This window comes from Chitinophaga filiformis (assembly GCF_023100805.1).
Taxonomy (GTDB): domain Bacteria; phylum Bacteroidota; class Bacteroidia; order Chitinophagales; family Chitinophagaceae; genus Chitinophaga; species Chitinophaga filiformis_B.
On sequence record NZ_CP095855.1, the window covers coordinates 2,561,466 to 2,585,733 of the forward strand.

Genomic DNA, 24,268 nt, shown 5'->3' on the forward strand with positions numbered 1-24,268 from the left:
TATTGTTTTTATGGAAAATGAAGTGGTATACCTCAGACCCAATGTAGTATTGGAACCCTTAATAGACAAGTGGTATGCCTGGACGCATCTGATCTATCCCCCCACAGCAGCGATGAACATACAGTCGAGGCACCTCCGGATCATGAGTTCTTATGTACAGGCGCCGCAGGTACATGCTGCTGCCATCCGTAATCCAAAAATGCTGGGAGGCCCTTTCATGAACTATGAAACGAACAGGGCGGAAGATATTAAACAACTGATAGCGGAAACAAAGGAAAACAGGAAACATATGCTGGAGCTGGCGGAGGCTATCAGGGACCTGGATAACCTGTTGCAGCAGGAAGCCCATGGTTTTGCACTGGACCCGTTGTATGAGAAAGTACCTGATATACTGAAGGGGCTCGTAGAGATCAACTATGACCTGCATAACAACCCGGGTTTCCGTTTCTTCGAGCAGCTGATGTATAAGAGCGAATATTATAATGAGGACGCCCAGAGCCTGGCCATGTGGCTTACTACCAATGATGAACGCCCCTTTGTACTGAGCACTGCAAGGTTGAAAGATACTACCAGTATAGAACTGAACATTCCCTTTTCCAGCAGCCTGGTAGACCACCTGCACCAGATGAGGACTGTTCCCGGCAGTTTCAGCGAAATAAAAGAGGCACTGGGCATCGCTGATGAAGATCTTGCCTTGTTCCAGTCGTTTTTTACAACGGAGGCGCCGCCAAAATATGAGCGCTATACCGGCGATAAGATACGGATGCGTTATTTCGGACATGCCTGCATATTGGTAGAAACGAAGGAGATCTCTATCCTGGTGGACCCCGTTATCAGCTATTATGGTTACCAGGCGGAAGTGGAAAGATTCTCATATAGCGATCTGCCGGAAGAAATAGATTACATCCTGATCACACATAATCACCAGGACCATATCCTGTTTGAAACCATGCTTTACCTGCGTCACAAGACGAAAAAGATCATTGTGCCAAGAGGCAGTATGGGCAACCTGCAGGACCCGAATCTCAAGCTGATGTTCAATATGATCGGCTTCCGGAATGTAGTGGAGCTGGAGGAAATGGAATCTATCACATACAGCAACTGTACGATCACCGGATTGCCTTTCCTGGGTGAGCACGGTGATCTGAATATCCGTTCCAAACTCTGTTATCATGTAAGGATCGGTTCACAGTCCATGTTATTCCTGGCTGATTCCTGCAATATAGAGCCCCGTTTGTATGAGCATGTTGTAAAACAGACGGGGCCTGTGGATATCATCTTCCTGGGCATGGAATGCGACGGCGCTCCTTTTACATGGGTATACGGGCCATTGATGACGGAAGAGATACAAAGGGAAAAGGATCTTTCCCGCAGGCTGGCAGGTTCTAATTTCCCGCGCGGACAGGCACTGGTCAATACGTTCAAACCCCGTGAACTGTATGTGTATGCCATGGGCCTGGAACCCTGGATAGAATTTATCAGCAGTGTAAGGTACCATGAGGATGCCAACCCCATTGTAGCCTCCAATAAGCTGATTACCGATTGCGGCGAAAACAATATTGCCGCAGAAAGACTGTTCGGTGAAAAGGAATTATTGTATGAAATCTGATTTATAACATCGCTAAACCTTCGTGTATGAACCTGACTAAATCTATTGCTCACATAGGTGAGGATAAACTGCCCGTGTTCCTGAAATTTGAAGAACAGGTAAGCACTGATTTCTTTGCTGACTGGTATCATGAAAACCGTGAACTGATGGATGCGACCTTGCTGAGGAACGGCGCTATCCACATAAGAGGCATTAATATAGATTCCATTGACGCTTTCAGCGGGTTAATGAAACGGCTGCATCCGGCAACCTCCAGTTTCCTGGATGGCAATTCCAGCAGAAGCAAACATACCTCCAATGTATACAATGCCTCCGAATATGACGCGGGTTCTATCATCCGCCTGCATACAGAATTTTCGTATTCTAACCTGTGGCCGGCACATATCTTCTTCTGTTGCATTAACAAAGCAGATACAGGAGGCGAAACCACTGTGGGCGATTGCAAGAAGGTGCTGGAATTACTTTCTCCTGCTATAGTAGAAGAGTTTGAGGCGAAAGGGATCACCTATATCCGCAACCTGCATGGCGGTTCAGGATTGGGACCTTCCTGGCAGGAGGCGTTTGAAACGACAGACAAACAATTCATGGAGTCTTACTGCAATGAGAACGGCATCACCGTTAAATGGCAGCCGGACGGCGCTGTACGCCTGGAACAGACAAGACCGGCTATCAGGAAACACCCTGTTACCGGCGATCGCCTGTGGTTCAACCAGGTAGACCAGTTTTATCCTGTCATTTATGGCGAAGAAGTGTTTGAAACCCTGATGTTCCTGGCCAACAATGACCCTAATGGCCTGCCCATGTATGCCCGCTATGGTGACGGTTCGGAAATACAGAAAGAATACATTGATGAGATTATCCGGGTAATGGATGATGTAACAATTCCTGTTCCCTGGGAAAATGGTGACCTGTTGATGGTAGACAATATGTTGTCACTGCATGGCCGCCTTCCTTTTACCGGAGATAGAAAGATACTGGTTTCGATGGCCTGAGCCCCGAGATGCTTTCCTTTTCGTAAACTCCCTTTCAATTTTTTGTAATGTCTAAGTTTAAATCATACAATATCAATCAGCTTGATAAGATTCCCCAGTTGATGTTACTGGATCACAGGCAGATGGAGGACATCAGGATAGTCAGCGAGATCTATCCTTTTAAAACGAACAACTATGTACTGGAGAATCTTATTAACTGGACAAATGTTCCCGACGACCCGATCTTTCGCCTGAACTTTCCACACAAGGAAATGCTGACGGAATTACATTATGATCAATTGAAATGGGGAATGCGGAACATGGATGAAGTATCCTACCGTAACCTGATCCATGATATACGTTTGTCACTGAACCCACATCCTGCCGGCCAGGTGGATCATAACACACCTTATTTCCTGGGGGAAAAACTGGAGGGAATGCAACATAAGTACCGCAATACGATATTGTTCTTCCCCAGTCATAGTCAGACCTGTCATGCCTATTGCACCTTCTGTTTCAGGTGGCCTCAGTTCGTTAATGAGCCGGGCTTTAAGATGCAGGCAAAGGAAATAGACCCCCTGGTAGCTTACCTGCGGGCCAATCCGTACATCTCTGATGTGTTGCTGACGGGAGGGGATCCCATGGTCATGAGCCCCCGTATCCTCGCCAATTACCTCTTGCCCCTGCTGGAAGTAAAGAGCCTGAAGGTGATCAGGATAGGCACTAAATCGCTCAGCTACTGGCCTCATAAGTTCGTTACGGACCCCGAAAAGGATGAACTGCTGCAGTTGCTGGGCAAAGTATCAGCTGCGGGCAAACACCTGGCTATAATGGCGCATTTTAATCATTATGTGGAGTTTGAAACAGCGGTAGCACAGGAGGCGATATTCAACCTGCGGAAGATAGGGGCCGAGATACGCACACAGGCGCCCTTGCTCAGAAATATCAACAATAAGGTCAGGATCTGGTCCACCATGTGGGAGCGGCAGGTACAGCTGGGTTGTGTGCCCTATTACATGTTCCTTCCCAGGGATACGGGCGCCCAGCATTACTTTGCAGAATCATTGGAGACAGCATTGCATATTTACCGGGGGGCCGTACAACTGACAGGTGGCTTATGCCGTACCGCCAGGGGACCGGTAATGTCTATGACCACCGGCAAGGTTGAATTGCTGGACATTGAAGATGATGTATACCAGTTACGTTTCCTGCAACACAGGAACAGCGCCCTGGCATTTAAGACATTCAGGGCCCGGGGAAGGAATGAACAGCCGAAATGGTTTGATGATCTTGCCTGTCACGATGAGCGTTACAGGGAATTTTTCGCAGACCAGGATGATTATGACAGAAATGAAGTACAGTACGGTAATATTTCTTTACAGCTGTAAAAAGCAAAGCTGACACGGATAAGAAAAGAATGGCTGACAAATAAAAGCCGCAGGCATGTGCCTGCGGCTAATTGCATTTAAGCCGGCCTGACCATTTGTATTACACCCGCTGCCGGGAAAAAATACTGCCTTCTGATGTTCGTAACTTATCTTGCAGTATGATTTTTCACTTCAGGGATAAATTCCCTCAGCTGAATGTATTCTGGGATAAATACCTCCCGTTCCAGACCCGTTTGGAAGTTCCTGCAAAGACCATTTTGCTGGAAGAAGGAAAGATTTCCCAGAACTATATTTTCATAGAAAAAGGTTGTGTGCGCACCTTCTTCAATAATAATGGCGAAGAGAAAACGGTACATTTTTTCTTCGAAAATGAAGGCTTAACCTCGTTCAACAGCTTTGTTAATAGCATTCCAAGCCAGTTTGCTGTCGAAACGATTGAGCCCTCTGTTATTTATCTGCTGCCGAAGCAATATGCCACGCAGATGATAGAGGAATTAATGGAGGAGCGGAACTTTATGCAGATGATGTTACAGATATTTGCGCAGCGGCAGACGTATTATACAAATGAGCTCATTTCCTTTATCCGCGATACGCCCGAGCAACGTTATCTGAACCTGCTGAAGGACAGGCCGCATATTGTACAGCGGGTGCCGCAGCATTATATTGCGTCTTACCTGGGAGTAACAAAAGTACACCTGAGCCGTATCAAGAGTAAAATAGCGAGGGGAAAATCGCATTTCTGAACTTGATAACATATGTTATCGTCCCGCAACGCTGGCACTGCTAATTTTGCCTCAACAAAACAGAAGAAATGAAAGCAGCAGTAATGTATCAGCAGGGGGCACTTCCCCAATATGTAGATTTTCCCGAGCCAGCTATTCAGCATGATGATGAACTATTGGTTACTGTAAAAGCAGTAGCTATTAAACACTTTGATAAAGCCAGTGCTTCCGGCAGGCATTATTCCAGTGAGGCGCCGCAACAGCAGGGCCGCGTAATTGGTGGAGATGGTATTTGCCTCCTGGAAGATGGAACAAGAGTATACGGCGTAGGTGTGAGTGGCATGCTGGCGGAAAAAGCGACCATCCATAAAGATCATATAGCAAAAGTCCCCGATGCCCTGGACGATGTCCTGGCAGCTGCACTACCGAATGCAATTTTCGGCGCTGCCATGGGGCTTAAATTCAAAGCAGCTATTCAGCCGGGTGATGTTGTGCTGATCAATGGTGCCACCGGTTTTACAGGCCGTATTGCCGTTCAGATAGCGAAGCATTATGGCGCAAAACGGGTGATCGCAACCGGCAGGAATCAGCAGTCGCTGAAAGATGTACTTGCACTGGGAGCAGACGACACAATTTCCATCCTGCAGGATGATGAAAGCTTTAAGAACAGCATTAAAAAAATACATTCGGAGACGCCCATCGATGTTGTGATCGACTATTTATGGGGACATACCGCAGAAATGATCCTGGCTTGCCTGAAGGGTAACGGCGCATTCACGAACAGGATAAGATATGTGTCTGTCGGTAGCATGGCGGGAGATATCATCCAATTATCAGCAGCCAACCTGCGCAGTGTAGATCTGCAGCTAACGGGTTCAGGACTGGGCGCCTGGTCTAAGTCCGATATCCGCACACTCTTTAAAGAAATATTACCGGAGATGTTCGAGCTTGCTGCCAATGGTAAACTTACAGCAGCAGTTACTAAAGTGCAATTGAAGGATATTGCTGAACTATGGAACCTGGATGTTCCTGACGGGCAGCGCCTGGTAGTGACAATATAAGTAAGCCGCTTCTTACGACAGTGTCCCTGATCGATAGATGAGGGGCACTATAATTCTTTTACCGGATCCCAGAAGAACTTTTTAAAGTTCACCACCTTATCGCCTTTGACTTCCACTCCTTCTTTTTCAAGCAATTTCTTCCTGGCTGCAATACCTGCAGGTTCTCCCGTCAGTTGTCCCTGGCTGTTTACTACCCGCTGTGCCGGTACCGGTGGCTTCTCACGACCGCAGGCGCCCATTGCATGTCCTACCATACGGGAGTAATTACCTTTCCCCAATGCTTTTGCAATTGCTCCATAAGAGGTTACGCGGCCTTTTGGAACTAGTCTGGCAATCTCATAAACAAGTTTGTTGAAGTCCGGGTCGTTCATCATACAGGAATAATTATCGGGTATGAAGATAAAAAAATCCGGGATAATCAGGGGCGGCTGTAATAGTCAGGTACGGTGATATAAAATTAAAAAGCTGGAACGGCCTTCATGACGAGTATGAGTTCAGTAACTACGAGGCTACTGAGGCCTTTGGAAGGGCTTTTTCGGCTTATATCAGTTCAATAAGAGGATGAAATATTATCGGGTCGCCATCCATTTTTTAACAAGCGCATATAATTCCTCATCAGTTGTTGCAGACAGGTCCAGCTTTTGGTCCGGAAGAACAGGACCATCGTAATCGTGACCGAGACGGTCATAGGTCGTGCTGCTCGTCAGAGAAATGAAGGCGCTATCAGCCAGGAAGATGTTACTCTTCCCTGTGGGAACGCCATACGTTGGTTCGCCGAACAACTTTACGTTGGGCAGGCCCAGGAAAGATATCAGGATCATTTCTCCTGCACTGGCGGTATAGCGCCCGGTGATGATCGCAATAGGCAGCTGTGATAGCGCCGGCGTTGTATAGTTGGTGAGATAGGCAAGCCTGAAGATCTTTCTGCCGTCTTTGTAATAGACGCCATTCTTATACCTGGTGATTTGGGCTTTATGTCCCCGGTTATCCTTATATCCAAGCAGCATATCCTTATTGATCAATGGAGCGAATGCGCAGAGAAAAGGAGGGGCACTACCGCCTTCCATCACTCTGAAGTCGATGATCAGGCCATTGAGTTGTTGTGTACTCATATATGCAATAGCCCTGTACAGACTATCTGCTATAGCATGTTGGTCTGCCTCATCAATAGAGTTGTACGAGTTGAGCACTATCTTACCTATTTGTCCTTCTACAATACTGGTGGTAAAAGGGAAACTCCCCGGTTTGGTACTCAGTGCTGTGATGATTGACTTCCCTTCTCCCAATGGAGCCTGGAAGAAGCTGTGATTGTCCTGCAGGCCGGCCAGTACGTGTCGTATTGCGTCGTAAGTATCAGCCGCCGTCCTGGCATTTTTCATATGATCAAGCCCCGAGCTGTATAACTGTTCGAAATTGATCTTTCCTGCCTTAATGGATTGTGATCGTATCTGTTCGAAAGCTGTATTGTAGTAGCTGATGGCAGCGGGGGAGATGTTTATCCTGTTCGCATCGCTGGCAGTGAGCGTATAGGTGTGTCTGCAACTTATCAGGGTCAGTACCAGGCAGATACAGAGAATTGAACTGATCAAGGGCGTTTTTGTCATTTCATTACGTTTAGGGTGAACGGTGTGCTGGCTATTTCCTATCGCTCCCTGTTTTCGTTGTGCAGGGAGTCACTAAAGATAATAATCAGCGCGCCTCATCCAAAATTAATGTTTTTCTACACTGACCGGTCGCATTACCGCTCAGGCATCTGCCGGGTACTGTTCCTGGTAATTTCAACATAAATAGCTTACACGACGACTACGATCTTCCCGTCAGCCGAATTACTATCCATCAGCCTGTGCGCAGCTGCAATATCATCCAGCTTAAATGTACAACTGATGTTCAGCTTTATATCGCCAGCTTCCACATCCCGGATAAACGCCTGGAAATGGGATTGGTCTACTCTTATCTGACCTGTGCTGTACATGGTGAGGCGAACCGTTGCAGGAATATATTCCATTGGGGCGAAATCATTTATTGTCCACTGTTCTGCAAGCATGCCCGTCATACATACTGTGCCTCCCTGTGCTGCGCATCTGAGAGAATCCTTTAACGTTGCGGTGCCTACGAGTTCAAGTATTTTGTCTATACCGCCGGGGAACGAGGCCCGGACCTTTGGTGCAAGATGGCCATCATCGATCAATACTTCGTCAACACCATTATCCAGCAGCAGTTGTTCCTTTTCCGGCTTCCTGGTGGTGGCCACTACATACAATCCTTGTTTTTTCGCCATCTGTGTAGCCAGCATACCAATGGAAGAAGTACCTCCCCTGATCAGTAAGGTTTCGTTCTGTTGAATGCCCAGGGCCAGGTGCAGTGATCCGTAAACCGTCTGGAACATCTCAGGAATGGCGCCCAGTTGTTCCCAGCTTAAATGACTGTTGAAAGGCGTGAGGATAGAGCTGGGGAGTACTGCGTATTCTGCATAACTACCATCATATGCCCGTCCCATTTCCCCCATGAATGCAGCTACTTTCTGTCCCCGTTTGTATGCTCCTGCCGGATCATTTTCGACTTCACCCACACATTCAATACCCAGTACCCTGGGAAAACTAACGCTGGGGGATAGACCCTTGCGTGTCATTAATTCTGATCTGTTCAATCCAAATGCTTTTACCTTCACCAACACCTGGCCTTCGCCCGGAACGGGCACTGGTCTTTGCTCCAGGGAAAAGTTTTCCGGTCCACCGGGCTGGTATAATACTGCTGCTTTCATGTATCCTTGTTTAGATAGGTTATTAAATTCTCTACAGGGAAAGGGCATTGTCCTAATGATGTTCAGCATCATTGAACATGTAACGATAGATCTTCCATGCTTTCCCCTCTTTGCGAAGCACAAAATGATCCCTGCTTCGTTTTATAGATGGCTGGCCTGTTTCCGGATCCTGGGTGGTAACAATGGCTGTCGCCTGCACAAAGGCATACCGGGTATCCAGTACAATATCCTCTACCGTAAAATCGATATGAAACTTTGTTCTTTTGAGATAGCTGCCGCTATTCCGGCTTAACAGGTCCTGGTAGCTGAGTGTTTTGATACCAGGCGCCATAAAGATGCCGTCTGCGGTATAAAAGATATGAATCAGTGCTGTCTTTGCCGTGTTTAAGGTGTTTGCATAAGCAGTCAGCAATTGTTGCACCGCCCGTTTTTCTTCCTGAAGGCCCATGTTGATCCTTTTTGTGATGCAAAGGTGGCATCTAAAGAGAGGATCTGCCAATGATGTATTTTAAGAAATACCCTTAATCTGGTTTAAGGGTTCGGCTTTTGTGCCAGGTCTTTACGGATCTTACTGAGAAATTCCGGCGTAATTCCCAGGTAGGACGCTATCTGTGTATTAGGCAAACGGTTGGAGATATGTGGATATTGCTCCAGGAAGGATTGATATCGTTCTTCTGCCGTTGAGCTAATATTCTGCAACACCCTGTTTTGCAGGGCGATGAATTTTTGTTCGATGATGATCCTGAAATTGCGGTCAAATTTGTGGTGGTTGATGTAGAGCGAAAGCAGGTCGGGATGTTTGATCTGTAAGATGAGGGAGGGTTCTGTTGCCTCTATATAAAGCTGACTTGGCTTCTCAGCATAAAAACTGGCCAGGTCCGTGATCCAGTCATTCTCAGCGGCAAACTGGATATTGTGTTCTTTCCCGTTTTTATCCACCGCATACATTTTAAAGCAGCCACTTACGACAAATGTAAAATGACGGCACACATCCCCCTGCTGGAGAATAAAACCACGGCGCTTTATCCTGCGCTCTGCGAAATGAACAAATAACTCTGCACGTTCCTTGCTGTTAAGAGGGAAGTAATTTTTGAAATAGTTAATTAACTGTTCTACCGATGTATTTTCACTACTCAACATCCTAAGTTTATAACGAGTGAAATATTCCTCCAGGGAATCCACGTAAAGATAAATAAATATGGAAGAACAGTATAATCAGGCTACTGGTGGAAATATCACATCTATGGTAGTGCCTGCATCTAGTTCTGAGATCACTTTTAGCCTGATGCCATGATAGTCGGCAATGCTTTTTACTATGGACAGGCCAAGTCCATAACCTTCTCCGTCTATTGTATTCTTTTTCCTGAAACGATTGAATATCGTGTCGATATCTGCCGGCTCAAATCCTATTCCTGTGTCCCGGATGGCAATAGTATAAGAACCATCCGCAGCCAGTGTATCACCGATGTGGATGCTGCCATCCGGCTTGTTATACCGGATGGCATTGTTAATAAGATTATAGAATAACTGGAACAGCAGGTCGTGGTTCATATTGTACAATGTAATATGCGGCTGCAGGGAAGCAGTGATCCGGATATTCCTGTCTTCCAGCCGGTGGCTTAATTCCTGTATGATCTCGCCGATCATCTTTTCCGGCTGGATGTTATCCTGCCGGGTATATTGATCATTTTCAATCCTGGATATCAGCAGCAGTGAATGCACTATCTTCTTCAGGCGATTGAGCGTCTTCATCATTTCCATGATCTTTTCCATCGCTGTTTCGTCGAGATCATTTGCCAGCAACAGATTTTCCATCTTGGTCTGCAGGATGCCTATGGGCGTCATCAGCTCATGAGAGGCGTTGGAGGTAAATTCTCTTTCCCTGTCGAAGTCTTCCTTTATCCGGTTCATCAACGCGATGAGGGAATTGTCGAGATACCTGAAGTCAACCGTTGTAGTGCGGATAGGAGGGGGGATTTCCTTGAAGGGAAAGACAGGGTTGATCAGTTTCGTCTGAATGATCGTTTGCAGGGGCTTGAGGAGGATGCGCGTAAACGAAATATCCGTCAGCAGTGTGAGTATTGTCAGTATGCCCAGTACATACAGCGCAATTCTCTGCAGCGGACCATTATACTGACTGATAGATGCGATCGTTTTGCCAATCTCCAGTTCGTACAGCTGGTCATTGTATTCAAAGGCCTGGTTAAGTATGCGATACATGACGGTATCACCCTCTATAATCCGCTGCGCCGTCTGAATAGTGTCCGGTGAGAAGATATGCCGGGCCCGTTCAAGGGATATATATTCTTCCCTGAGCAGGGTGTAACTGCCATATGTTGAATCGCCCTGCAGGTAATAATCTATACCATTGGTCTGGATATTGGTCATTACCTTTTTTGCCTGTTGTTTCAACAGGCGATTGGTGCTTTGAAAAGCAACCCTGTCTATGAGAGCAGGCAACAGTATAATAAAGAGTATCACCGTTGCTATCTTGGACAGGGTGGAGGTAAGCGTAAGTTTGGTAAGCAGCTTCACAATATGGTTATAGTTTAATTTTGTACCCTACCCCTCTGATGGTTTGCAGCCATTCCACCGGTCCATATTCAGTTAGTTTTTTACGGATATTCTTTATATGGACATCAATATAATTGGAGTCATAATCATCGTCTGAAAAGCCTCCCCAGATATGCTCACTAAGCTGCATGCGGGTAAGGGGGCGATTCTTGTTCAGCAGCATATAACTTAACAGGTCAAACTCTTTTTTCGACAGGCCGATATCTGCATCGCCATGCAATACCATCCGGGTGTTCAGGTTGACAACGAAATCGCCCAGCGCCACGAGGTTATCTTTCAGGCCGGATTTCCGGCGACTGATAGCCTGCATGCGTGACTGTAGTTCCAGTAGTGAGAAAGGCTTAGGAAGATAGTCGTCCGCCCCAAGGTCCAGTCCCTTTATCCGGTCTTCCAGTTTACCACGGGCGGTAAGAATGATGTAAGAGGCCTCAGGACAGATCTTCTTGGCATCCTCCAATACCAGCAATCCATCCTTATCGGGTAAGCCGAGATCCAGCAGTATAAAGTCATAAGGACCTTCCTCCATGAGCTGTCTCGCCTGTTTGGCGGTAAAAGCAAGGTCGCAGTAGTAACCTGCCTTTACCAGGAAATCTTCCATTTCCAGTGCCATTCCTCTTTCATCTTCAATGATCAATACTTTCATGTCGTTTAAAACTGATAGTAAAAGTTTGCAGTGAAAAATGAATTCACTTTTCCGGGATCAGACTGGGATTTTTGTCCCAGCAGGGAAAGCTGGTATTCAAATTCTATCATATAACTGGCCCTGTTGTAGGCCAAAGGCAGTTTCAGGTTGTACGATAAAATATCATAGCTGGTGGTTGTCCTGGTGCTGGTAGTGTTGCCTGCTCCCCTTCCCGGATTATTGCCCAATATGGGGGGAAGAATGCCGAGCAAACTATCCCTGATGCCTTTTTCCTTTATATAGTAGGTATAAAACCGCTGAGTACCTGCTGTTAGATCTATCAAAGGAGTAAGCGTCACAATATCTTTTGATGTCAGGCTAAAAAGATTGATCTGTTTACTGATGCCCAGTGTGGAGAAAAAGTCGTTGGTCTTTCCAAATGCATAATCTACTCCCAGCGTGGTGGTAAGCCAGCTGTTATGCGTCAGGCCGACAGCAGCGGAATGAGGATTGGCGGCCTGGAGGAAAGGAGACAGTTTAGGGTAAAAGGTATAGTTATAATTAAGGTCTGCTGATAAACGTTTGCTCAGCTTGAAAGAAAAGCCAGCTCCTGCGCTGTAAGCGGAAACGACATGATCATGATCGTTCAGCAAACGGTAGGCCATACCTGTCAGTGAGAAACCGGAACGATGCTGGTATTTCGCTACAGCTGCCACATATGCCATCCTTTCTGCAGCTTTCTGTCCGTAGTAGTTCGCATTATTGGCATAACTGGCTCCAACAGTAAGTGTGGATTTCTCAGCAGATGCACTGTCTTTTTGTAATGTACTGTCCGTCTGTGCCTGGCAAAAAACGCTGGTCAATAATATTGGCAGTAAAAAGAATATCTGTTTCATGGTTTTTCATTAAAGGCTTGTGTCAGGGAACACGGATACCTATTTTTTTAATGACAATCTTTGGCTTAATGATCTGCGGTGGTTTTACAGGTGTCATAACTGGAGGAACGGCTATAGGTTTCACCTGCTTTTTAGCCTTGGGAACCTCCTTGATGACCGGTTCCACAGGCAGGTCCTGTGTTGGTGTTACTGTTTCCGTCTCTACTGGTTTTTTGACAGGAATAGTGTCCAGCGGCAGGGCCTCAGAGGGCTTTACCTTGTAAGTAGGTTGGGGTAGTGTGGCACTACCCCAACTATAGAGGGAAATGATTGATAGTATGACGGTTATTCCTACATGGCGGTATAAAGCCCCTTGGTTCATATTCACAACAGTATTTTAATAATGTGTTATCTCAGCCTCACCTTCATATTTGTTCCAATATGAGTGGTAGTTTTGATAGATGGCGCCTTCAGACTATTGTGTACAGCTCCTGCAGCTTTAACAGATGAAGAAGTTGCAAGTTTCGCATGACCTTTTACACCAGCGTCAACGGATTTTGCAGCTATTTTTGTATCTGTTGCGGTCTGTTTAATTTCAGTGCCGGTAGTCGAAGTAATATTCTGCGTGCTTTTAACAGTTGCACTGTTTGTATTATTTAGCGTGCTCTTTACAGCGTTTGCATGTTCAGTTGCAACAGCTGCGGTAGTGTTTGTTTTGCCTTCAGCGGCAACAGCTGTATTATTTAGCGTGCTCTTTACAGCGGTAGCATGCTCAGTGGCAACAGCTGCGGTAGTGTTTGTTTTGCCTTCGGCAGCAACAGCTGTATTGTTTAGCGTGCTCTTTACAGCGGTAGCATGCTCAGTGGCAACAGCTGCGGTAGTGTTTGTTTTGCCTTCGGCAGCAACAGCTGTATTGTTTAGCGTGCTCTTTACAGCGGTAGCATGCTCAGTGGCAACAGCTGCGGTAGTGTTTGTTTTGCCTTCGGCAGCAACAGCTGTATTGTTTAGCGTGCTCTTTACAGCGGTAGCATGCTCAGTTGCAACAGCTGCGGTAGTATTTGTTTTGCTTTCAGCAAGGGCTGTACTGTTTTTGGCCTTTGTTCCGGTTGATGCATTTGCACTTCCTTTGGTCCCTGTTTTTACATTGCCTGTTTTAATATCAGCCTGAGATGCAGTCTGTGAAGACGCTGTTCCATTTACTGAACCTGCCTCGATAGTTGCCGATTGTTTTGTTTTTACGATTGCGTTCTGGGCAGATACGGCGCCTGATAATAAAAATGCAGCAATGACAAAAAGTGTTGTTTTCATACATTTCCAATTTTAAGTTAGTATTTATTGCTTGTTGATGCAAACTTAGATGGCCAACATGAAGAAAAAATGAAAAACGGGTGGTGGGACGAAAAGGGAATGCCATAAAAATACAGGAGGCAGGATAAAATAATATCACACAACAGGAAAACTTCCCGGTGTCATGGCCTGGTATTTGAGCAATAGGCATGAACAGGTACGCGCTGCCATCCTGAATACAGGAATAAATAATAATTATATATAGTAACCGCTATAGCCATGAATATTCTTACACAAATATCCACACATCTGTTAGATACGCTGGAAGGAGAGAACTGGACCGACGTAAATATAATGGACAGTCTAAAGGACGTGACGGTACAGGAGGCCACCTTGCGAACAAAGGCCTCTCCCAATACGATCGCATCCCTGGTGAACCATCTTATCTACTGGAACGGGGTAATGATGCAACGGATAAATGGTATCAGGGTAAACATACCTGACAGTAATGGGTATGATGTTCCTGATCTGGCGGGTGAAGATGACTGGGCAGATTTGAAGCGTAAATTAGTGGCATCCACGCATGAACTGGCAGACGCTATTAAAAAGGTGGATGAAAAAAGACTGCAGGAACCAATCGTGGCGGGGCATTCATCTACCTACAAAAACCTGCAGGGTACCGTGGAGCATTTACATTATCACCTGGGGCAGATAGTGATCCTGAAAAAGCTGATTAAGGCCGGTATTTAATTATACGGCCTTAATCATTCTTTTCCTCTTCTTCTTCTGCCTGATCTTTCTCGTCATTCTCTTCAGCCTTTTCCCCGATCTTCCTGATAATAGAAGAGACCGGCCCTTTCATATGCTCCTCCGGATCCGGCCCCAGTGTTTCTGGGTCAGGTTGTATACTGGAATCTTCTTTTTCCTTTTTGATGTCTTTATCTTTTGGATCGTCTTGTAGCATAACAACGTGTTTCTTATTACCGGTAACAAAATCATGCCAATGCATGGAGCAGTAGCCCGGCCTTTGGCCATCAGTTAATAAGCCTTGTTTGAATTTTGCAAATGATGGTTTGATGTTCGTAATTCGTATGACCTTGCCCCTCTTTAATTTTGCTCATTCTTCAATGAAAACAACATGACTTATGAAACTAACAGGAAATAAAATTTTAATTACGGGTGGCGCCAGCGGTATCGGGCTGGGACTTGCAGAAAGATTTCTACAGGAGGGTAATACAGTGTTGATCTGCGGAAGACGGGAAGCTGCCCTGAAGGAAGTGACTGATAAATATCCATCCATCATTGCCAGGGTATGCGATCTGTCCACAGAAGCTGGACGGGAAGACCTGTATAACTGGGTAGCCGCGAATCACAACGACCTGAATGTACTGGTAAACAATGCAGGCGTCCAGAACTGGATGAACATCACAGATGCGGATTTTTATCAGCGTGCCAAAAATGAGATAGTGACCAATATTGAAGCCCCGGTACATTTGACAGCGCTCTTTATTAACCTGGCATCGCTGAACACGATCATCAACGTCACTTCAGGTCTGTCTTTTGTACCATTTGCCAAAGTACCTGTTTACAGTGGCACCAAGGCCTTCTTCCATTCATTCACGCGCTCTTCACAATACCTGCTCAAGGCAAGGGGCATAGAAGTGATTGAGATGATACCGCCTGCACTGAATACCGATCTGGGAGGTAAGGGCCTGCACGATGCGGCTCCCCCGGTAGGTGATTTTGTAGACGCAGTTTTCAAACAGTTACAGGAAGGCAAAACTGAACTGACTTTCGGCTTTAGTGAAGCGATGTCAAAAGCGGGTCCGGAGGAAGTTAATAATACCTTTAACAGGATGAACCCGAGCTGAGGAATGTAATGCATTCTATTAAAAGGGAATGGCGGTATTGTTAAATGGCAATACCGCTATTCCTTTTACAGGACGATTCAGGTATTGATCAGCTTTGTGTTGAATTGCTTTAAGGTGAAATAAACGATACCAAACATGGTTCCGAACAGGAAGGTAAAAGCCCACATCATCATATGTTCCTGTGGCCGGAAAATGTGCAGGGACAATGTATATAAAAGCTTCTGCGGTGCAGTGACCGCATCCCAGCTATTGAAGCGCAGATACCGGCCTATATAGACACCGTAGCCACATAATAGAAAGCTAAAGATGACAGAGATCTTTAGCCATCTGTCCCTCAGATACCCTGATAAAAATTGTTCTATCTGCGTCAGCGACACGATGCCCAGTAAAAGGCCGTTCCACGCTGCTGATGTTACCAGCAGCAGGTCAAACCATTTGGGAACAGGCGGCTTTTCACTGTAGTGAAAAAGATCCGTTATTATATAAGGCGCATTAGGAAAGAATGCCAGCCAGCACGCTAATAGCAATAGCGCCCTGAGATTGAACCTGTTCTGCCTGATGAGGGAACGGCTGAATAATAAAGGCAACACCGCCAGGAAGGTGTTCCAGATATAGAATCCATAAACCAGCTCCTTCGTATAGATGATCCTCGTTAGCAACAATAGCATGGTAAAAGACACAGATACCAGCAGCATTCTTTCAAGAGAAGAGACGTTTTTTAACATATTGTAAAACATAATTTAAACCTGGTGTGCAATAGCGCTGCTTTCAAATGCGACTTTCGCAGTCGTTATATGCCTGATAATTCTGTTGTACTTGTATCTCATCTTGATCATATATTTCGTGAAAGTATTACCACCTGCGCGGAATAGCTTTTTATGTGCCATCCATACAACGAGTGCCGTAGAAAAATAGAAAATATGATAGGCCTTCAATGCGATTGCTTTTCCGATGGCGCTCTTGCTATTGAAAATGATGGAAAGCCGCTCAGTTTGAAACGTAATATGGGGTGCTTCATCAATGAGTATATCCGTACAGATCTGCTTCAGCAATTTGCATCGGGTAGCATCTTTCATGGATTGATAGAATATCTGTGCGGTGCTTTCTACAACGATAACTGTCAGTGTCCATATTTCCATATTGGCATTGAAATATCGCACCTTTCTGAAAAGGGTATCGCCGAGATCTGCCTTGATCCTTGGTTTGCCAATCCTGTCGAGATAAGTTCCCAGGTTGTTACCATGTTTCTGTTCTTCCTTTATAAACAGGGCGGTGGCCTCAATATAAGGCAGGTCGTTTATCTGTCTTGCATACCTGGTTACCGCCTTTAGCAAATGTCTTCCATCAGAAGTTTCACCCAGTTGCCAGGCCTGCAGGGAAGCTAGTATTGTTGAAATTTCCTGCTCAGAAATGTCAGGGCGCAAAGACCAGTCTATACGATGCTGTTTTGCATTTTCCTGAAAGTGCAAAATCCATTGATTACTTGTCTTCATGTGTTATGTTTTATCATGGTTAATACAGGTCAATAATTGTTCTTATATACTTTGTGTTGCAAAGTGTGTGCGCAAAAAAAAGGCAATACAATGCCTGATTAAGACTAATAGCTTTATGCCTGTCTTGATCCAATGAGCTGGTTTACTGAAGTAAATACATATGCAGATAACATCAGGCCGGGGTACTGTTTAGTACCCCTGAATGAGCAACTACCGGCAATAGGTAAACAAGGGGGGATCCCGGCTAACTGCATCACCGTTAATAGCTTACAAGTGAGTGCAGGCTGGTGTTCCCTGGCTGTATATATGTTTATAAAGCACTTTGAATAACAAAGTAAATGAATAATTTTGACTTCCGGTAAAATATTTTTCACGCCTATTTACCGCTCATAAAAGCTTGTCCTTAATACTTATGATCTTTTTTTAAATTTAGATTAAACTCTCTGCAACATATGCGTAAACTGTCTATTGTCGCCTGTGCCTTCATATGTACAAGTACTATGTGTTATGGCCAGGAAAGACCTGCGATTGATTTTGAGAAATACGACCCGCCTTCCTCTCTTGTAGTGCCGGAACATAAACTGACAAGGGCAAAGTACCCGTTTATAGATGTGCATAATCATCAGAATGGCTTGTCGTCGGGAAACCTGCGCGACCTGCTGCAGGACATGGATGACCTGAACATGAAAGTAATGGTGAATCTCAGCGGTGGAAACGGCAGTCGCCTGAAAGCGCAGACAGACAATGTGAAGAGTAAGGCGCCCAACAGGTTTATTATTTTTGCAAACATTGATTTCGGCGGCATAGGAGAGGAGGGATGGACAGAGAAAGCAGTGCGTCAGCTCACGGAAGATGTGAAGAATGGTGCAAACGGGTTGAAAGTGTTCAAGAACCTGGGGCTTAGTGTGCGTGACAATAAAGGTAAACGGGTTGCTATTGACGATCCCCGTTTGGATGCTATATGGGACCAGTGTGGTAAGCTGAAGATCCCTGTGCTGATACACGCTGCTGATCCTAAACAATTCTGGCAGCCGGCTGATTATAGTAACGAACGCTGGCTGGAGCTGATCACCCACCCGGGACGCAAACGCAGCGATACTGATCCTGCACCCTGGGAACAGATCATTGAAGAGCAGCACCGTATGTTCCGCAAACATCCGGGTACTACTTTCATCAATGCGCACTTCGGCTGGTATGCGGGCGACCTGGCCCATTTATCGCAGCTGATGGATGAGATACCGAATATGTATGTTGAATTTGGGGCAGTGATCGCTGAACTGGGACGTCAGCCGAGAATGGCGAGACAGTTCTTTGAGAAGTATCAGAACAGGATACTCTTCGGTAAGGACTCCTGGCAGCCGGAGGAATATACCACCTATTTCCGTGTGTTGGAAACGGCGGATGAATACTTCCCCTACCACAAAAAATATCATGCCTTCTGGCGGATGTATGGCATGGCGCTGCCGGATGATATCCTGAAGAAGGTGTATTACCAGAATGCGCTGAGGATCATTCCGGGAATAGATAAGAGCTTGTTTGAGTGATATAAAAAATGGGGCTGAACTTTCAGTCCCATTTTAGTTTTGATCAGTCATTGTTTATGACCGGACTGACATAAATGGCCTCCGGAAGATCTGCAAACACATGTTCCGTAACTGCGCAAAGCCACATCGGATGATTAAGGGGTTCGCCCTTATATGTTTCCATAATATAGTTACCCCCGCCTATAGCATCACGTAAATCGCTGACCAGTTTTACCGTATCCGACCCCTCAAAAGGTTCATCACTCATATCAATGAAGCATTCATTGGCATCGCCACTGATCTTGTCCAGCATTGTGTCTGCACCTTCAACCATTTCCAGCTCGCTGATACTGCCTTCCCAGTCAGGCAGATCGATGTACCACCTGTTTGAGGGTGATTTGTAAAATCTGAATGTGTGTCTCATATTTTTGGAGTTTAAAAAGATGCAAAGGTAATGCATCATGTTGTGCCACATCACAAAAGCCTGGTAACACGTTATTATTTCAAAGAGCTACGGCTGTTTAATGACAGTCCCGCGCCAGACCAGGCATTAAAACAGCAGGAGACGGTGAGCGATTCCGGTAGAGGACAGCGCGGCAACTGTGCTGTGCCCCCCGGATATGCTTGTCCCGGATTTATACCACAATGTTAAGGAAGAGACCAAAGCAGTTCAAAAAAAAGTATACAAGACGGCGAAAATCGGTTATGAGGCACCAAAATCGCCTCATAAGAGCGGTGTTTCTTTGTAGTGCAAAGTGAAATTACAGGGTATTGGATGTTATGATGCGCCTGAAAAAAGATATCGGATTCGATCCGATAGGCTTTCGATAGGCTTTGAGATGGCTTTAGCCTGCGTTCATCCTACGTTCGAGACGTAAGATGAACGCAGGCTAAAGCCATCTCAAAGCCTATCGAAAGCCTACCGAAAGCTATCTGAAAGCCGCCTGCATGAACAATGTGTTACAGGGAAACTTTACACCTGATGCAGGTACCTCATCATTTTGCGAATAACTCCAGCAGATCCGCTGTTTTCTTTGGTTCTGTGATCATGGCATCATGCCCGGTGGCCAGTGCATAATACTGCCAGTCTTTGCTGTTCTTTGTCTTTTCAGCAAAGGGAACTATCGCCGGTAGCATTTTTACCGTACAGGCGATATAGATCAGGGGAAGGTGATTGCCATAAGGATGTTGTAATACTAATGGCTGCGTGAAGGTCCTGAAAGGATGACCTGACAGCCGCGCATTTACCCAGCTGGCATCTGCAGGCTTGCTTACGCCAAATGTCTCTGCAGGCCAGGCCGGGATGGTAAGTCCGCTGTCTTTTTCTGCGGCTGTTGACATCGCATCCTGCACTGCTTTGGGTTGAATGGAGAATGCACTTTGCCCGTTCTCCGGCAGTATAGCATCCAGGAACACCAGTTTGCTCAGCCGTTCAGGGATCCTGTCGGCAACGCCGGCAATTACGGTGCCGGCATAGCTATGGCCTACCAATATCACATTATGGAGATCCTCCATTTCGATAAGATTGACAATATCCGAGATATGCGTTTCCAGGTTCACCGCCGGGCTCAATATGTTTTTATGCTCTCCCAGGCCGCTGAGCGTTGGTGTATAGACAATACCGCCATGCTCCCGCAGCTGAGTACTTACACGCTGCCAGCACCAGCCGCCATGCCAGGCGCCATGTACCAGTACATATACAGGATGTTTGGAAGATGATTGTGCGTGGACATCCGTCAGTACAAACACGGATACCAGGAGGAGAAATGCCAGTCTGATCATTCTTATTTTCATAATGATTAATTTTAAGGCAAATTTATCCTGGCCTGTTATGGCTGGCAATAACTCACCCGAAAGTGAGCCTTTAAACGAATTTATATGGCGAGCAAGATCAAGGAGAATTCGACCAATGCATATAATCTGAAAATACTGGCAGCGTCCTGTGAAGTGAATGATATTCTGAAGATGATCAGCCCCAGGTGGAAAATGCAGATCCTCTACTGCATCTCACACGGCGTACGGCAATTCAGCCGTTTGAAAGAAGCCTTTCCTTCCCTGTCCGACCAGGTGTTGGGAAAAAGATTAAAAGAGCTGGTAGATGAAGGATTAGCGGAAAAGACCATGTTACCCGATACCGTGCCCCCGCAAACCATCTATACACAGACGGAGAAAGGAGCCGCATTGTTGGCCATCATCCTGGACCTGCATCTGTGGGGAAAGAAAGACTGGGGATCTGGCCCGATGGAATTCTGTAAATATTCCAGATAGAAAAGGCAGCATTTGATTGCTGCCTTATTTTGTTGGGATTTCAACAAAAGATGTCCCCTTTAATGTACTGAATATGTTATTGTCGCACCATATCAGAAGCTGTATGTAGCTGATGCACTTAAGATCTGTCCCGTGGAAGAACCTTCTTTTTTCAATTCACCATCCACATAGATCTGTACCTTTAATGATGAAGATGCGTTTGCACCTGTAGCGGAAACAGCTGCCGTAGCAACTACTGTACCTGCCGGCACCGTGATCTCCGGGCTGGTCCAGGTAGTGCCGGTAAGGCTGGTGGCCGTGGTCTGGTTGGCATCATAAGCATAAACAGCTACGGAGATATTAGAGCCTGTACTGGCTATCGCCTTAAACACTACTTTGTGCGAAGTCGATGCAGGTTTGTTATCATCATCTTTAGAGCAACCAGTAAAAGCGGAGGCTAACATCAATGCCAGGAATGCGTTTCTTAAAAATTTCATACATGCGAAGTTTTGTAAAATGCCTACTCTTTCAGTTAATCAGTTTTCGGCGTCCCTGTTATTGCAAACAAAGGTATACCCGACTATCAGGCATGACAATACCGGGAACCGGTGATTTATTTATACCTGTTTCCAGGTATTTTTTTAATTTTACCGGCCATGACCCGTTTACTTAACCTTATAGCATTATTCGTAATCATCTCTTTATGCTGTAAAGCCCAGCTACCTCTTGATCAACAGAGATATTATGATAGCTTAACGACCATATTAAGTCAAACCTCCTCAGATAGTGTAAAGGCGAAGGCCAATTACGGACTGATATACTATTGGGTACCCAGGGACACCGCAAAGGCAAGACAATGCCTGGATGAGGCGCGCAGGCGCAGTAAACGTTATCCTTTCCTGCATGCCATATCCTACGCACATGAAGGATATCTCTATTATAGTTCGGATATAGACAGAAGCGATGCTGCCTTTGCTACCGCAGACAGTCTTTTAAACAGCTTTACATCCAGGGAGGCATACCAGGCAAGGGCCAACGTATGGATAAATCGTGCAGCCATCAGGCAGCGAAAGGATGACGACAGGGGCTATATCAACATCATACTGAACAAGGCCATTCCGTATGCACTCAAAGCGGGGGATAGTGCTATTGTAGCTTCGCAATATGTTGGTATAGGCACTGCCTTTATGAACCTGGAACAATATGACAAGGCTGAACCGTACTTCGACCGGGCCATTCAGATCTTTCGGTCCACCCATGCACAAGCTTCCCGGCTGGTAGCTGCCCTGAACAGAGCTGGCGAGAACTACACTTACCTGAAGAAATATGACGAAGCGAAAAAAACAGTGGCCGCTGTAAAAACATTGCTTGCTCCTTACCCGGAATCAGAACTGTATGCCGTGCATTATATGGTAGAAGGATTATGCTATCAGCACGATCAGCAGTATACACTGGCAGAAACTAGTTTTAATAAGGGAATAGCAGCTGCCAAAGGCCCCAATAAAGATTATGTGATACAGGAACTATTGTTCTATAAAGTCAAAGCATTGCTGGCGAACAGGAAATATGAACCCGCAAGGCAGATCCTGCTGGAGCTTTCAAATGATGAAGAAGTGATGGAACTGGGTAGCAGCAGGCTGGAAGTATATGAAGGACTGGCAGAGAGTTATGCTGGACTGGACCAGATGAAGCCCGCTTACAAATGGATGAAGCAGGCCCGCCACCTGAGCGATAGCCTTCATGAAAGCGATGTGACCAATGATATCAATGAGCTTGAAATGAAATACCAGCGGGCGGAAAGTCAGAAAGAAATTATCACGCTGAAAGCAAAGAATGAACAGGCTGCGCTCTCGGCAAAGAACAGTCGTTTATATATTTTATTGCTGGCGTCCACTGCTTTATTGCTATTGATAGTGGCCGCTTTTGCCTTATTATACTATCGTAGCAACAGGAAATTGCTGGTGCAGAAAGAACGGAGCCATCAGCAGGAATTGAAGGAAATAGAACAGCAGCAACGCCTGCAGTTTGGGCAGGCCGTTTTGCAGGGCGAGGAACAGGAGCGCCGCAGATTGGCCAGGGACCTGCACGATGGCCTGGGTGGCATGCTGGCGGCTGTGAAATTAAATTTATCCGGCCAGGTGGCGACGATAGCTGCTGAACAAGGGGGAGAGCTCCGGAAGACGATCGGACAGCTGGATGATGCCGTGACGGAGCTGCGCCGTATTGCCCACAATATGATGCCGGCAAACCTGTTGAAGTTTGGTTTGCAGACTGCGCTCAAAGACCTAAGTGAATCACTGATAACAGATACGTTGAAAATAGATTTTCAGTCCTACGGTGTTGAACCCTCAATGCCGGAGCAGACGCAGATCCACATCTACCGTATTGTACAGGAACTGTTGGCAAATGCTGTTCGCCATGCAGGCGCAAGTAACATTATCCTGCAATGCAGCCAGGATGGAGATACATTCCTGATCACGCAGGAAGACAATGGAAAGGGCTTCGATATTGTTGTCAACGGGAAAGGTATAGGGCTCAGTAATATCAGGAACAGGGTAGGCTTTTTAAGGGGAACAATGGATATTACATCGGTTATGAACGAAGGGACCACGATAAATATAGCATTGCATGTCGGACAATAAAACCAGACTCGCCATTGTGGATGATCATCCAATTGTACAGGAGGGATTGCAGAAACTGCTGTTGAATGCAGCAGATATTGCTGTTATAGGCTGCTTTACCACAGGATCGGATTTTATCCATTTCCTGAAGGAACATTCAGTGCATATTGTGCTGTTGGATATCAGCCTGCCTGATGGCAGCGGTATCGATCTTTGCAGGGAGATAAAGAAATTGTCGCCCGATACCAGTGTGCTGGCCCTGAGTAATCACAGCGAACGTAGTATGGTGCTGCAGATGCTGCAGAATGGCGCAACAGGTTACCTGCTGAAAAATATCTCCGGAGAGGAATTGTTATCGTGTATTCATGAAGCCTTGAATGGACAGGTCACCTTCAGCCATGCGGTGAAAGAGATCATGTCCAGGCCTTCTGTAAATGAACTAAAGGATATTCCCCGGCTCACCAAAAGGGAAAAGGAGATCCTGCAGCTAATTGCTGATGGGATGACTACGACTGATATTGCCGGGACATTGCATTTAAGTCCGCTGACGGTAGAGACGCATCGTAAAAGCCTGTTGCAGAAATTTGAAGTGAAGAATGTGGCGGCAATGATCAGGGCTGCTATCGAATATAAACTGATATAG

27 protein-coding genes are annotated in these 24,268 nt (G+C 46.0%); 11 read left to right on the forward strand and 16 right to left on the reverse strand.

Annotated elements, in window-relative coordinates; genetic code table 11:
• Positions 1-10 precede the first annotated feature (10 nt).
• From MYF79_RS10440 to MYF79_RS10460, 5 genes are all read left to right on the forward strand, one after another.
• Complete coding sequence (locus tag MYF79_RS10440) at positions 11-1,609, forward strand: MBL fold metallo-hydrolase (RefSeq protein WP_247813816.1); 1,599 nt, start codon at positions 11-13, stop codon at positions 1,607-1,609.
• A 26-nt stretch (positions 1,610-1,635) separates the two neighbouring features.
• Positions 1,636-2,601, forward strand: a complete 966-nt coding sequence (locus tag MYF79_RS10445; RefSeq protein ID WP_247813817.1) for a TauD/TfdA family dioxygenase — start codon at positions 1,636-1,638, stop codon at positions 2,599-2,601.
• Between the two features lie 47 nt (positions 2,602-2,648).
• On the forward strand, positions 2,649-3,968 hold the full coding sequence (locus MYF79_RS10450) for a KamA family radical SAM protein (protein ID WP_247813818.1): 1,320 nt from the start codon (positions 2,649-2,651) through the stop codon (positions 3,966-3,968).
• Between the two features lie 158 nt (positions 3,969-4,126).
• The gene (locus tag MYF79_RS10455; RefSeq protein ID WP_247813819.1) at positions 4,127-4,711 is read left to right on the forward strand and encodes a Crp/Fnr family transcriptional regulator; all 585 of its coding nucleotides are present in this window, start codon (positions 4,127-4,129) and stop codon (positions 4,709-4,711) included.
• Positions 4,712-4,779: 68 nt separating this feature from the next.
• Positions 4,780-5,751: a zinc-binding alcohol dehydrogenase family protein gene (locus MYF79_RS10460; RefSeq protein WP_247813820.1), complete on the forward strand. Its 972-nt coding sequence runs from the start codon at positions 4,780-4,782 to the stop codon at positions 5,749-5,751.
• 47 nt (positions 5,752-5,798) lie between these two features.
• Here MYF79_RS10460 and MYF79_RS10465 read toward each other — a convergent pair whose 3' ends face one another.
• The 10 genes from MYF79_RS10465 to MYF79_RS10510 form a co-directional block, all read right to left on the reverse strand.
• Positions 5,799-6,125, reverse strand: a complete 327-nt coding sequence (locus MYF79_RS10465; protein WP_247813821.1) for an MGMT family protein — start codon at positions 6,123-6,125, stop codon at positions 5,799-5,801.
• 195 nt (positions 6,126-6,320) lie between these two features.
• Positions 6,321-7,355: a S41 family peptidase gene (locus MYF79_RS10470; protein ID WP_247813822.1), complete on the reverse strand. Its 1,035-nt coding sequence runs from the start codon at positions 7,353-7,355 to the stop codon at positions 6,321-6,323.
• A 188-nt stretch (positions 7,356-7,543) separates the two neighbouring features.
• Complete coding sequence (locus tag MYF79_RS10475) at positions 7,544-8,512, reverse strand: zinc-binding alcohol dehydrogenase family protein (protein ID WP_247813823.1); 969 nt, start codon at positions 8,510-8,512, stop codon at positions 7,544-7,546.
• A 52-nt stretch (positions 8,513-8,564) separates the two neighbouring features.
• Positions 8,565-8,960 (reverse strand): nuclear transport factor 2 family protein, encoded by a 396-nt coding sequence (locus tag MYF79_RS10480; RefSeq protein WP_247813824.1) that lies wholly within the window; start codon positions 8,958-8,960, stop codon positions 8,565-8,567.
• An 83-nt stretch (positions 8,961-9,043) separates the two neighbouring features.
• Positions 9,044-9,652, reverse strand: a complete 609-nt coding sequence (locus MYF79_RS10485; protein WP_247813825.1) for a Crp/Fnr family transcriptional regulator — start codon at positions 9,650-9,652, stop codon at positions 9,044-9,046.
• A gap of 75 nt (positions 9,653-9,727) precedes the next feature.
• Complete coding sequence (locus MYF79_RS10490) at positions 9,728-11,047, reverse strand: sensor histidine kinase (protein WP_247813826.1); 1,320 nt, start codon at positions 11,045-11,047, stop codon at positions 9,728-9,730.
• Between the two features lie 7 nt (positions 11,048-11,054).
• Positions 11,055-11,729: a response regulator transcription factor gene (locus MYF79_RS10495; protein WP_247813827.1), complete on the reverse strand. Its 675-nt coding sequence runs from the start codon at positions 11,727-11,729 to the stop codon at positions 11,055-11,057.
• A gap of 5 nt (positions 11,730-11,734) precedes the next feature.
• Positions 11,735-12,604, reverse strand: coding sequence for an outer membrane protein (locus MYF79_RS10500; protein ID WP_247813828.1), 870 nt, complete (start codon positions 12,602-12,604; stop codon positions 11,735-11,737).
• A 22-nt stretch (positions 12,605-12,626) separates the two neighbouring features.
• Positions 12,627-12,965 (reverse strand): hypothetical protein, encoded by a 339-nt coding sequence (locus tag MYF79_RS10505; RefSeq protein WP_247813829.1) that lies wholly within the window; start codon positions 12,963-12,965, stop codon positions 12,627-12,629.
• Positions 12,966-12,991: 26 nt separating this feature from the next.
• Positions 12,992-13,891, reverse strand: a complete 900-nt coding sequence (locus MYF79_RS10510) for a hypothetical protein (protein WP_247813830.1) — start codon at positions 13,889-13,891, stop codon at positions 12,992-12,994.
• A 258-nt stretch (positions 13,892-14,149) separates the two neighbouring features.
• Here MYF79_RS10510 and MYF79_RS10515 point away from each other — a divergent pair, with 258 nt between their 5' ends.
• Positions 14,150-14,620 carry a DinB family protein gene (locus tag MYF79_RS10515; protein ID WP_247813831.1) on the forward strand — a complete coding sequence of 157 codons (471 nt, stop codon included), beginning with the start codon at positions 14,150-14,152 and terminating at the stop codon, positions 14,618-14,620.
• A gap of 10 nt (positions 14,621-14,630) precedes the next feature.
• Here the strand turns inward: MYF79_RS10515 and MYF79_RS10520 are convergent, their stop codons facing one another.
• Positions 14,631-14,834 carry a hypothetical protein gene (locus MYF79_RS10520; protein WP_247813832.1) on the reverse strand — a complete coding sequence of 68 codons (204 nt, stop codon included), beginning with the start codon at positions 14,832-14,834 and terminating at the stop codon, positions 14,631-14,633.
• 181 nt (positions 14,835-15,015) lie between these two features.
• On the opposite strand from MYF79_RS10520, the gene MYF79_RS10525 reads away from it, so the two are divergent.
• Positions 15,016-15,741, forward strand: a complete 726-nt coding sequence (locus MYF79_RS10525) for an SDR family oxidoreductase (RefSeq protein ID WP_247813833.1) — start codon at positions 15,016-15,018, stop codon at positions 15,739-15,741.
• Between the two features lie 77 nt (positions 15,742-15,818).
• Here the strand turns inward: MYF79_RS10525 and MYF79_RS10530 are convergent, their stop codons facing one another.
• Both MYF79_RS10530 and MYF79_RS10535 read right to left on the reverse strand, forming a co-directional pair.
• Positions 15,819-16,466 (reverse strand): DUF1361 domain-containing protein, encoded by a 648-nt coding sequence (locus MYF79_RS10530; protein WP_247813834.1) that lies wholly within the window; start codon positions 16,464-16,466, stop codon positions 15,819-15,821.
• Positions 16,467-16,481: 15 nt separating this feature from the next.
• Entirely contained in the window at positions 16,482-17,234 is a 753-nt protein-coding gene (locus MYF79_RS10535) for a ferritin-like domain-containing protein (protein ID WP_247813835.1), read from the reverse strand.
• A 452-nt stretch (positions 17,235-17,686) separates the two neighbouring features.
• Between MYF79_RS10535 and MYF79_RS10540 the strand changes: the two genes are divergently transcribed.
• Positions 17,687-18,778: an amidohydrolase family protein gene (locus MYF79_RS10540; protein WP_247813836.1), complete on the forward strand. Its 1,092-nt coding sequence runs from the start codon at positions 17,687-17,689 to the stop codon at positions 18,776-18,778.
• Between the two features lie 43 nt (positions 18,779-18,821).
• Here the strand turns inward: MYF79_RS10540 and MYF79_RS10545 are convergent, their stop codons facing one another.
• Both MYF79_RS10545 and MYF79_RS10550 read right to left on the reverse strand, forming a co-directional pair.
• Positions 18,822-19,181, reverse strand: a complete 360-nt coding sequence (locus MYF79_RS10545) for a DUF6717 family protein (protein WP_247813837.1) — start codon at positions 19,179-19,181, stop codon at positions 18,822-18,824.
• A 572-nt stretch (positions 19,182-19,753) separates the two neighbouring features.
• Entirely contained in the window at positions 19,754-20,551 is a 798-nt protein-coding gene (locus tag MYF79_RS10550; RefSeq protein ID WP_247813838.1) for an alpha/beta hydrolase, read from the reverse strand.
• 84 nt (positions 20,552-20,635) lie between these two features.
• Here MYF79_RS10550 and MYF79_RS10555 point away from each other — a divergent pair, with 84 nt between their 5' ends.
• Complete coding sequence (locus MYF79_RS10555; RefSeq protein WP_247813839.1) at positions 20,636-21,025, forward strand: winged helix-turn-helix transcriptional regulator; 390 nt, start codon at positions 20,636-20,638, stop codon at positions 21,023-21,025.
• Positions 21,026-21,117: 92 nt separating this feature from the next.
• On the opposite strand, the gene MYF79_RS10560 is transcribed toward MYF79_RS10555, so the two are convergent.
• Positions 21,118-21,501 carry a hypothetical protein gene (locus MYF79_RS10560; protein WP_247813840.1) on the reverse strand — a complete coding sequence of 128 codons (384 nt, stop codon included), beginning with the start codon at positions 21,499-21,501 and terminating at the stop codon, positions 21,118-21,120.
• A 159-nt stretch (positions 21,502-21,660) separates the two neighbouring features.
• On the opposite strand from MYF79_RS10560, the gene MYF79_RS10565 reads away from it, so the two are divergent.
• Both MYF79_RS10565 and MYF79_RS10570 read left to right on the forward strand, forming a co-directional pair.
• Positions 21,661-23,646 carry a sensor histidine kinase gene (locus MYF79_RS10565; RefSeq protein ID WP_247813841.1) on the forward strand — a complete coding sequence of 662 codons (1,986 nt, stop codon included), beginning with the start codon at positions 21,661-21,663 and terminating at the stop codon, positions 23,644-23,646.
• Positions 23,633-24,268, forward strand: coding sequence for a response regulator transcription factor (locus tag MYF79_RS10570; RefSeq protein WP_247813842.1), 636 nt, complete (start codon positions 23,633-23,635; stop codon positions 24,266-24,268). Before MYF79_RS10565 ends, MYF79_RS10570 begins: the two co-directional genes overlap by 14 nt.

Bases quoted from the DNA above. Each gene is read 5' to 3' on its own strand.
- MYF79_RS10440 (WP_247813816.1), top strand. From the start codon at position 11: ATGGAAAATGAAGTGGTATACCTCAGACCCAATGTAGTATTGGAACCC.
- MYF79_RS10445 (WP_247813817.1), top strand. From the start codon at position 1,636: ATGAACCTGACTAAATCTATTGCTCACATAGGTGAGGATAAACTGCCC.
- MYF79_RS10450 (WP_247813818.1), top strand. From the start codon at position 2,649: ATGTCTAAGTTTAAATCATACAATATCAATCAGCTTGATAAGATTCCC.
- MYF79_RS10455 (WP_247813819.1), top strand. From the start codon at position 4,127: ATGATTTTTCACTTCAGGGATAAATTCCCTCAGCTGAATGTATTCTGG.
- MYF79_RS10460 (WP_247813820.1), top strand. From the start codon at position 4,780: ATGAAAGCAGCAGTAATGTATCAGCAGGGGGCACTTCCCCAATATGTA.
- MYF79_RS10465 (WP_247813821.1), bottom strand. From the start codon at position 6,125: ATGATGAACGACCCGGACTTCAACAAACTTGTTTATGAGATTGCCAGA.
- MYF79_RS10470 (WP_247813822.1), bottom strand. From the start codon at position 7,355: ATGACAAAAACGCCCTTGATCAGTTCAATTCTCTGTATCTGCCTGGTA.
- MYF79_RS10475 (WP_247813823.1), bottom strand. From the start codon at position 8,512: ATGAAAGCAGCAGTATTATACCAGCCCGGTGGACCGGAAAACTTTTCC.
- MYF79_RS10480 (WP_247813824.1), bottom strand. From the start codon at position 8,960: ATGGGCCTTCAGGAAGAAAAACGGGCGGTGCAACAATTGCTGACTGCT.
- MYF79_RS10485 (WP_247813825.1), bottom strand. From the start codon at position 9,652: ATGTTGAGTAGTGAAAATACATCGGTAGAACAGTTAATTAACTATTTC.
- MYF79_RS10495 (WP_247813827.1), bottom strand. From the start codon at position 11,729: ATGAAAGTATTGATCATTGAAGATGAAAGAGGAATGGCACTGGAAATG.
- MYF79_RS10500 (WP_247813828.1), bottom strand. From the start codon at position 12,604: ATGAAACAGATATTCTTTTTACTGCCAATATTATTGACCAGCGTTTTT.
- MYF79_RS10505 (WP_247813829.1), bottom strand. From the start codon at position 12,965: ATGAACCAAGGGGCTTTATACCGCCATGTAGGAATAACCGTCATACTA.
- MYF79_RS10510 (WP_247813830.1), bottom strand. From the start codon at position 13,891: ATGAAAACAACACTTTTTGTCATTGCTGCATTTTTATTATCAGGCGCC.
- MYF79_RS10515 (WP_247813831.1), top strand. From the start codon at position 14,150: ATGAATATTCTTACACAAATATCCACACATCTGTTAGATACGCTGGAA.
- MYF79_RS10520 (WP_247813832.1), bottom strand. From the start codon at position 14,834: ATGCTACAAGACGATCCAAAAGATAAAGACATCAAAAAGGAAAAAGAA.
- MYF79_RS10525 (WP_247813833.1), top strand. From the start codon at position 15,016: ATGAAACTAACAGGAAATAAAATTTTAATTACGGGTGGCGCCAGCGGT.
- MYF79_RS10530 (WP_247813834.1), bottom strand. From the start codon at position 16,466: ATGTTAAAAAACGTCTCTTCTCTTGAAAGAATGCTGCTGGTATCTGTG.
- MYF79_RS10535 (WP_247813835.1), bottom strand. From the start codon at position 17,234: ATGAAGACAAGTAATCAATGGATTTTGCACTTTCAGGAAAATGCAAAA.
- MYF79_RS10540 (WP_247813836.1), top strand. From the start codon at position 17,687: ATGCGTAAACTGTCTATTGTCGCCTGTGCCTTCATATGTACAAGTACT.
- MYF79_RS10545 (WP_247813837.1), bottom strand. From the start codon at position 19,181: ATGAGACACACATTCAGATTTTACAAATCACCCTCAAACAGGTGGTAC.
- MYF79_RS10550 (WP_247813838.1), bottom strand. From the start codon at position 20,551: ATGAAAATAAGAATGATCAGACTGGCATTTCTCCTCCTGGTATCCGTG.
- MYF79_RS10555 (WP_247813839.1), top strand. From the start codon at position 20,636: ATGGCGAGCAAGATCAAGGAGAATTCGACCAATGCATATAATCTGAAA.
- MYF79_RS10560 (WP_247813840.1), bottom strand. From the start codon at position 21,501: ATGAAATTTTTAAGAAACGCATTCCTGGCATTGATGTTAGCCTCCGCT.
- MYF79_RS10565 (WP_247813841.1), top strand. From the start codon at position 21,661: ATGACCCGTTTACTTAACCTTATAGCATTATTCGTAATCATCTCTTTA.
- MYF79_RS10570 (WP_247813842.1), top strand. From the start codon at position 23,633: ATGTCGGACAATAAAACCAGACTCGCCATTGTGGATGATCATCCAATT.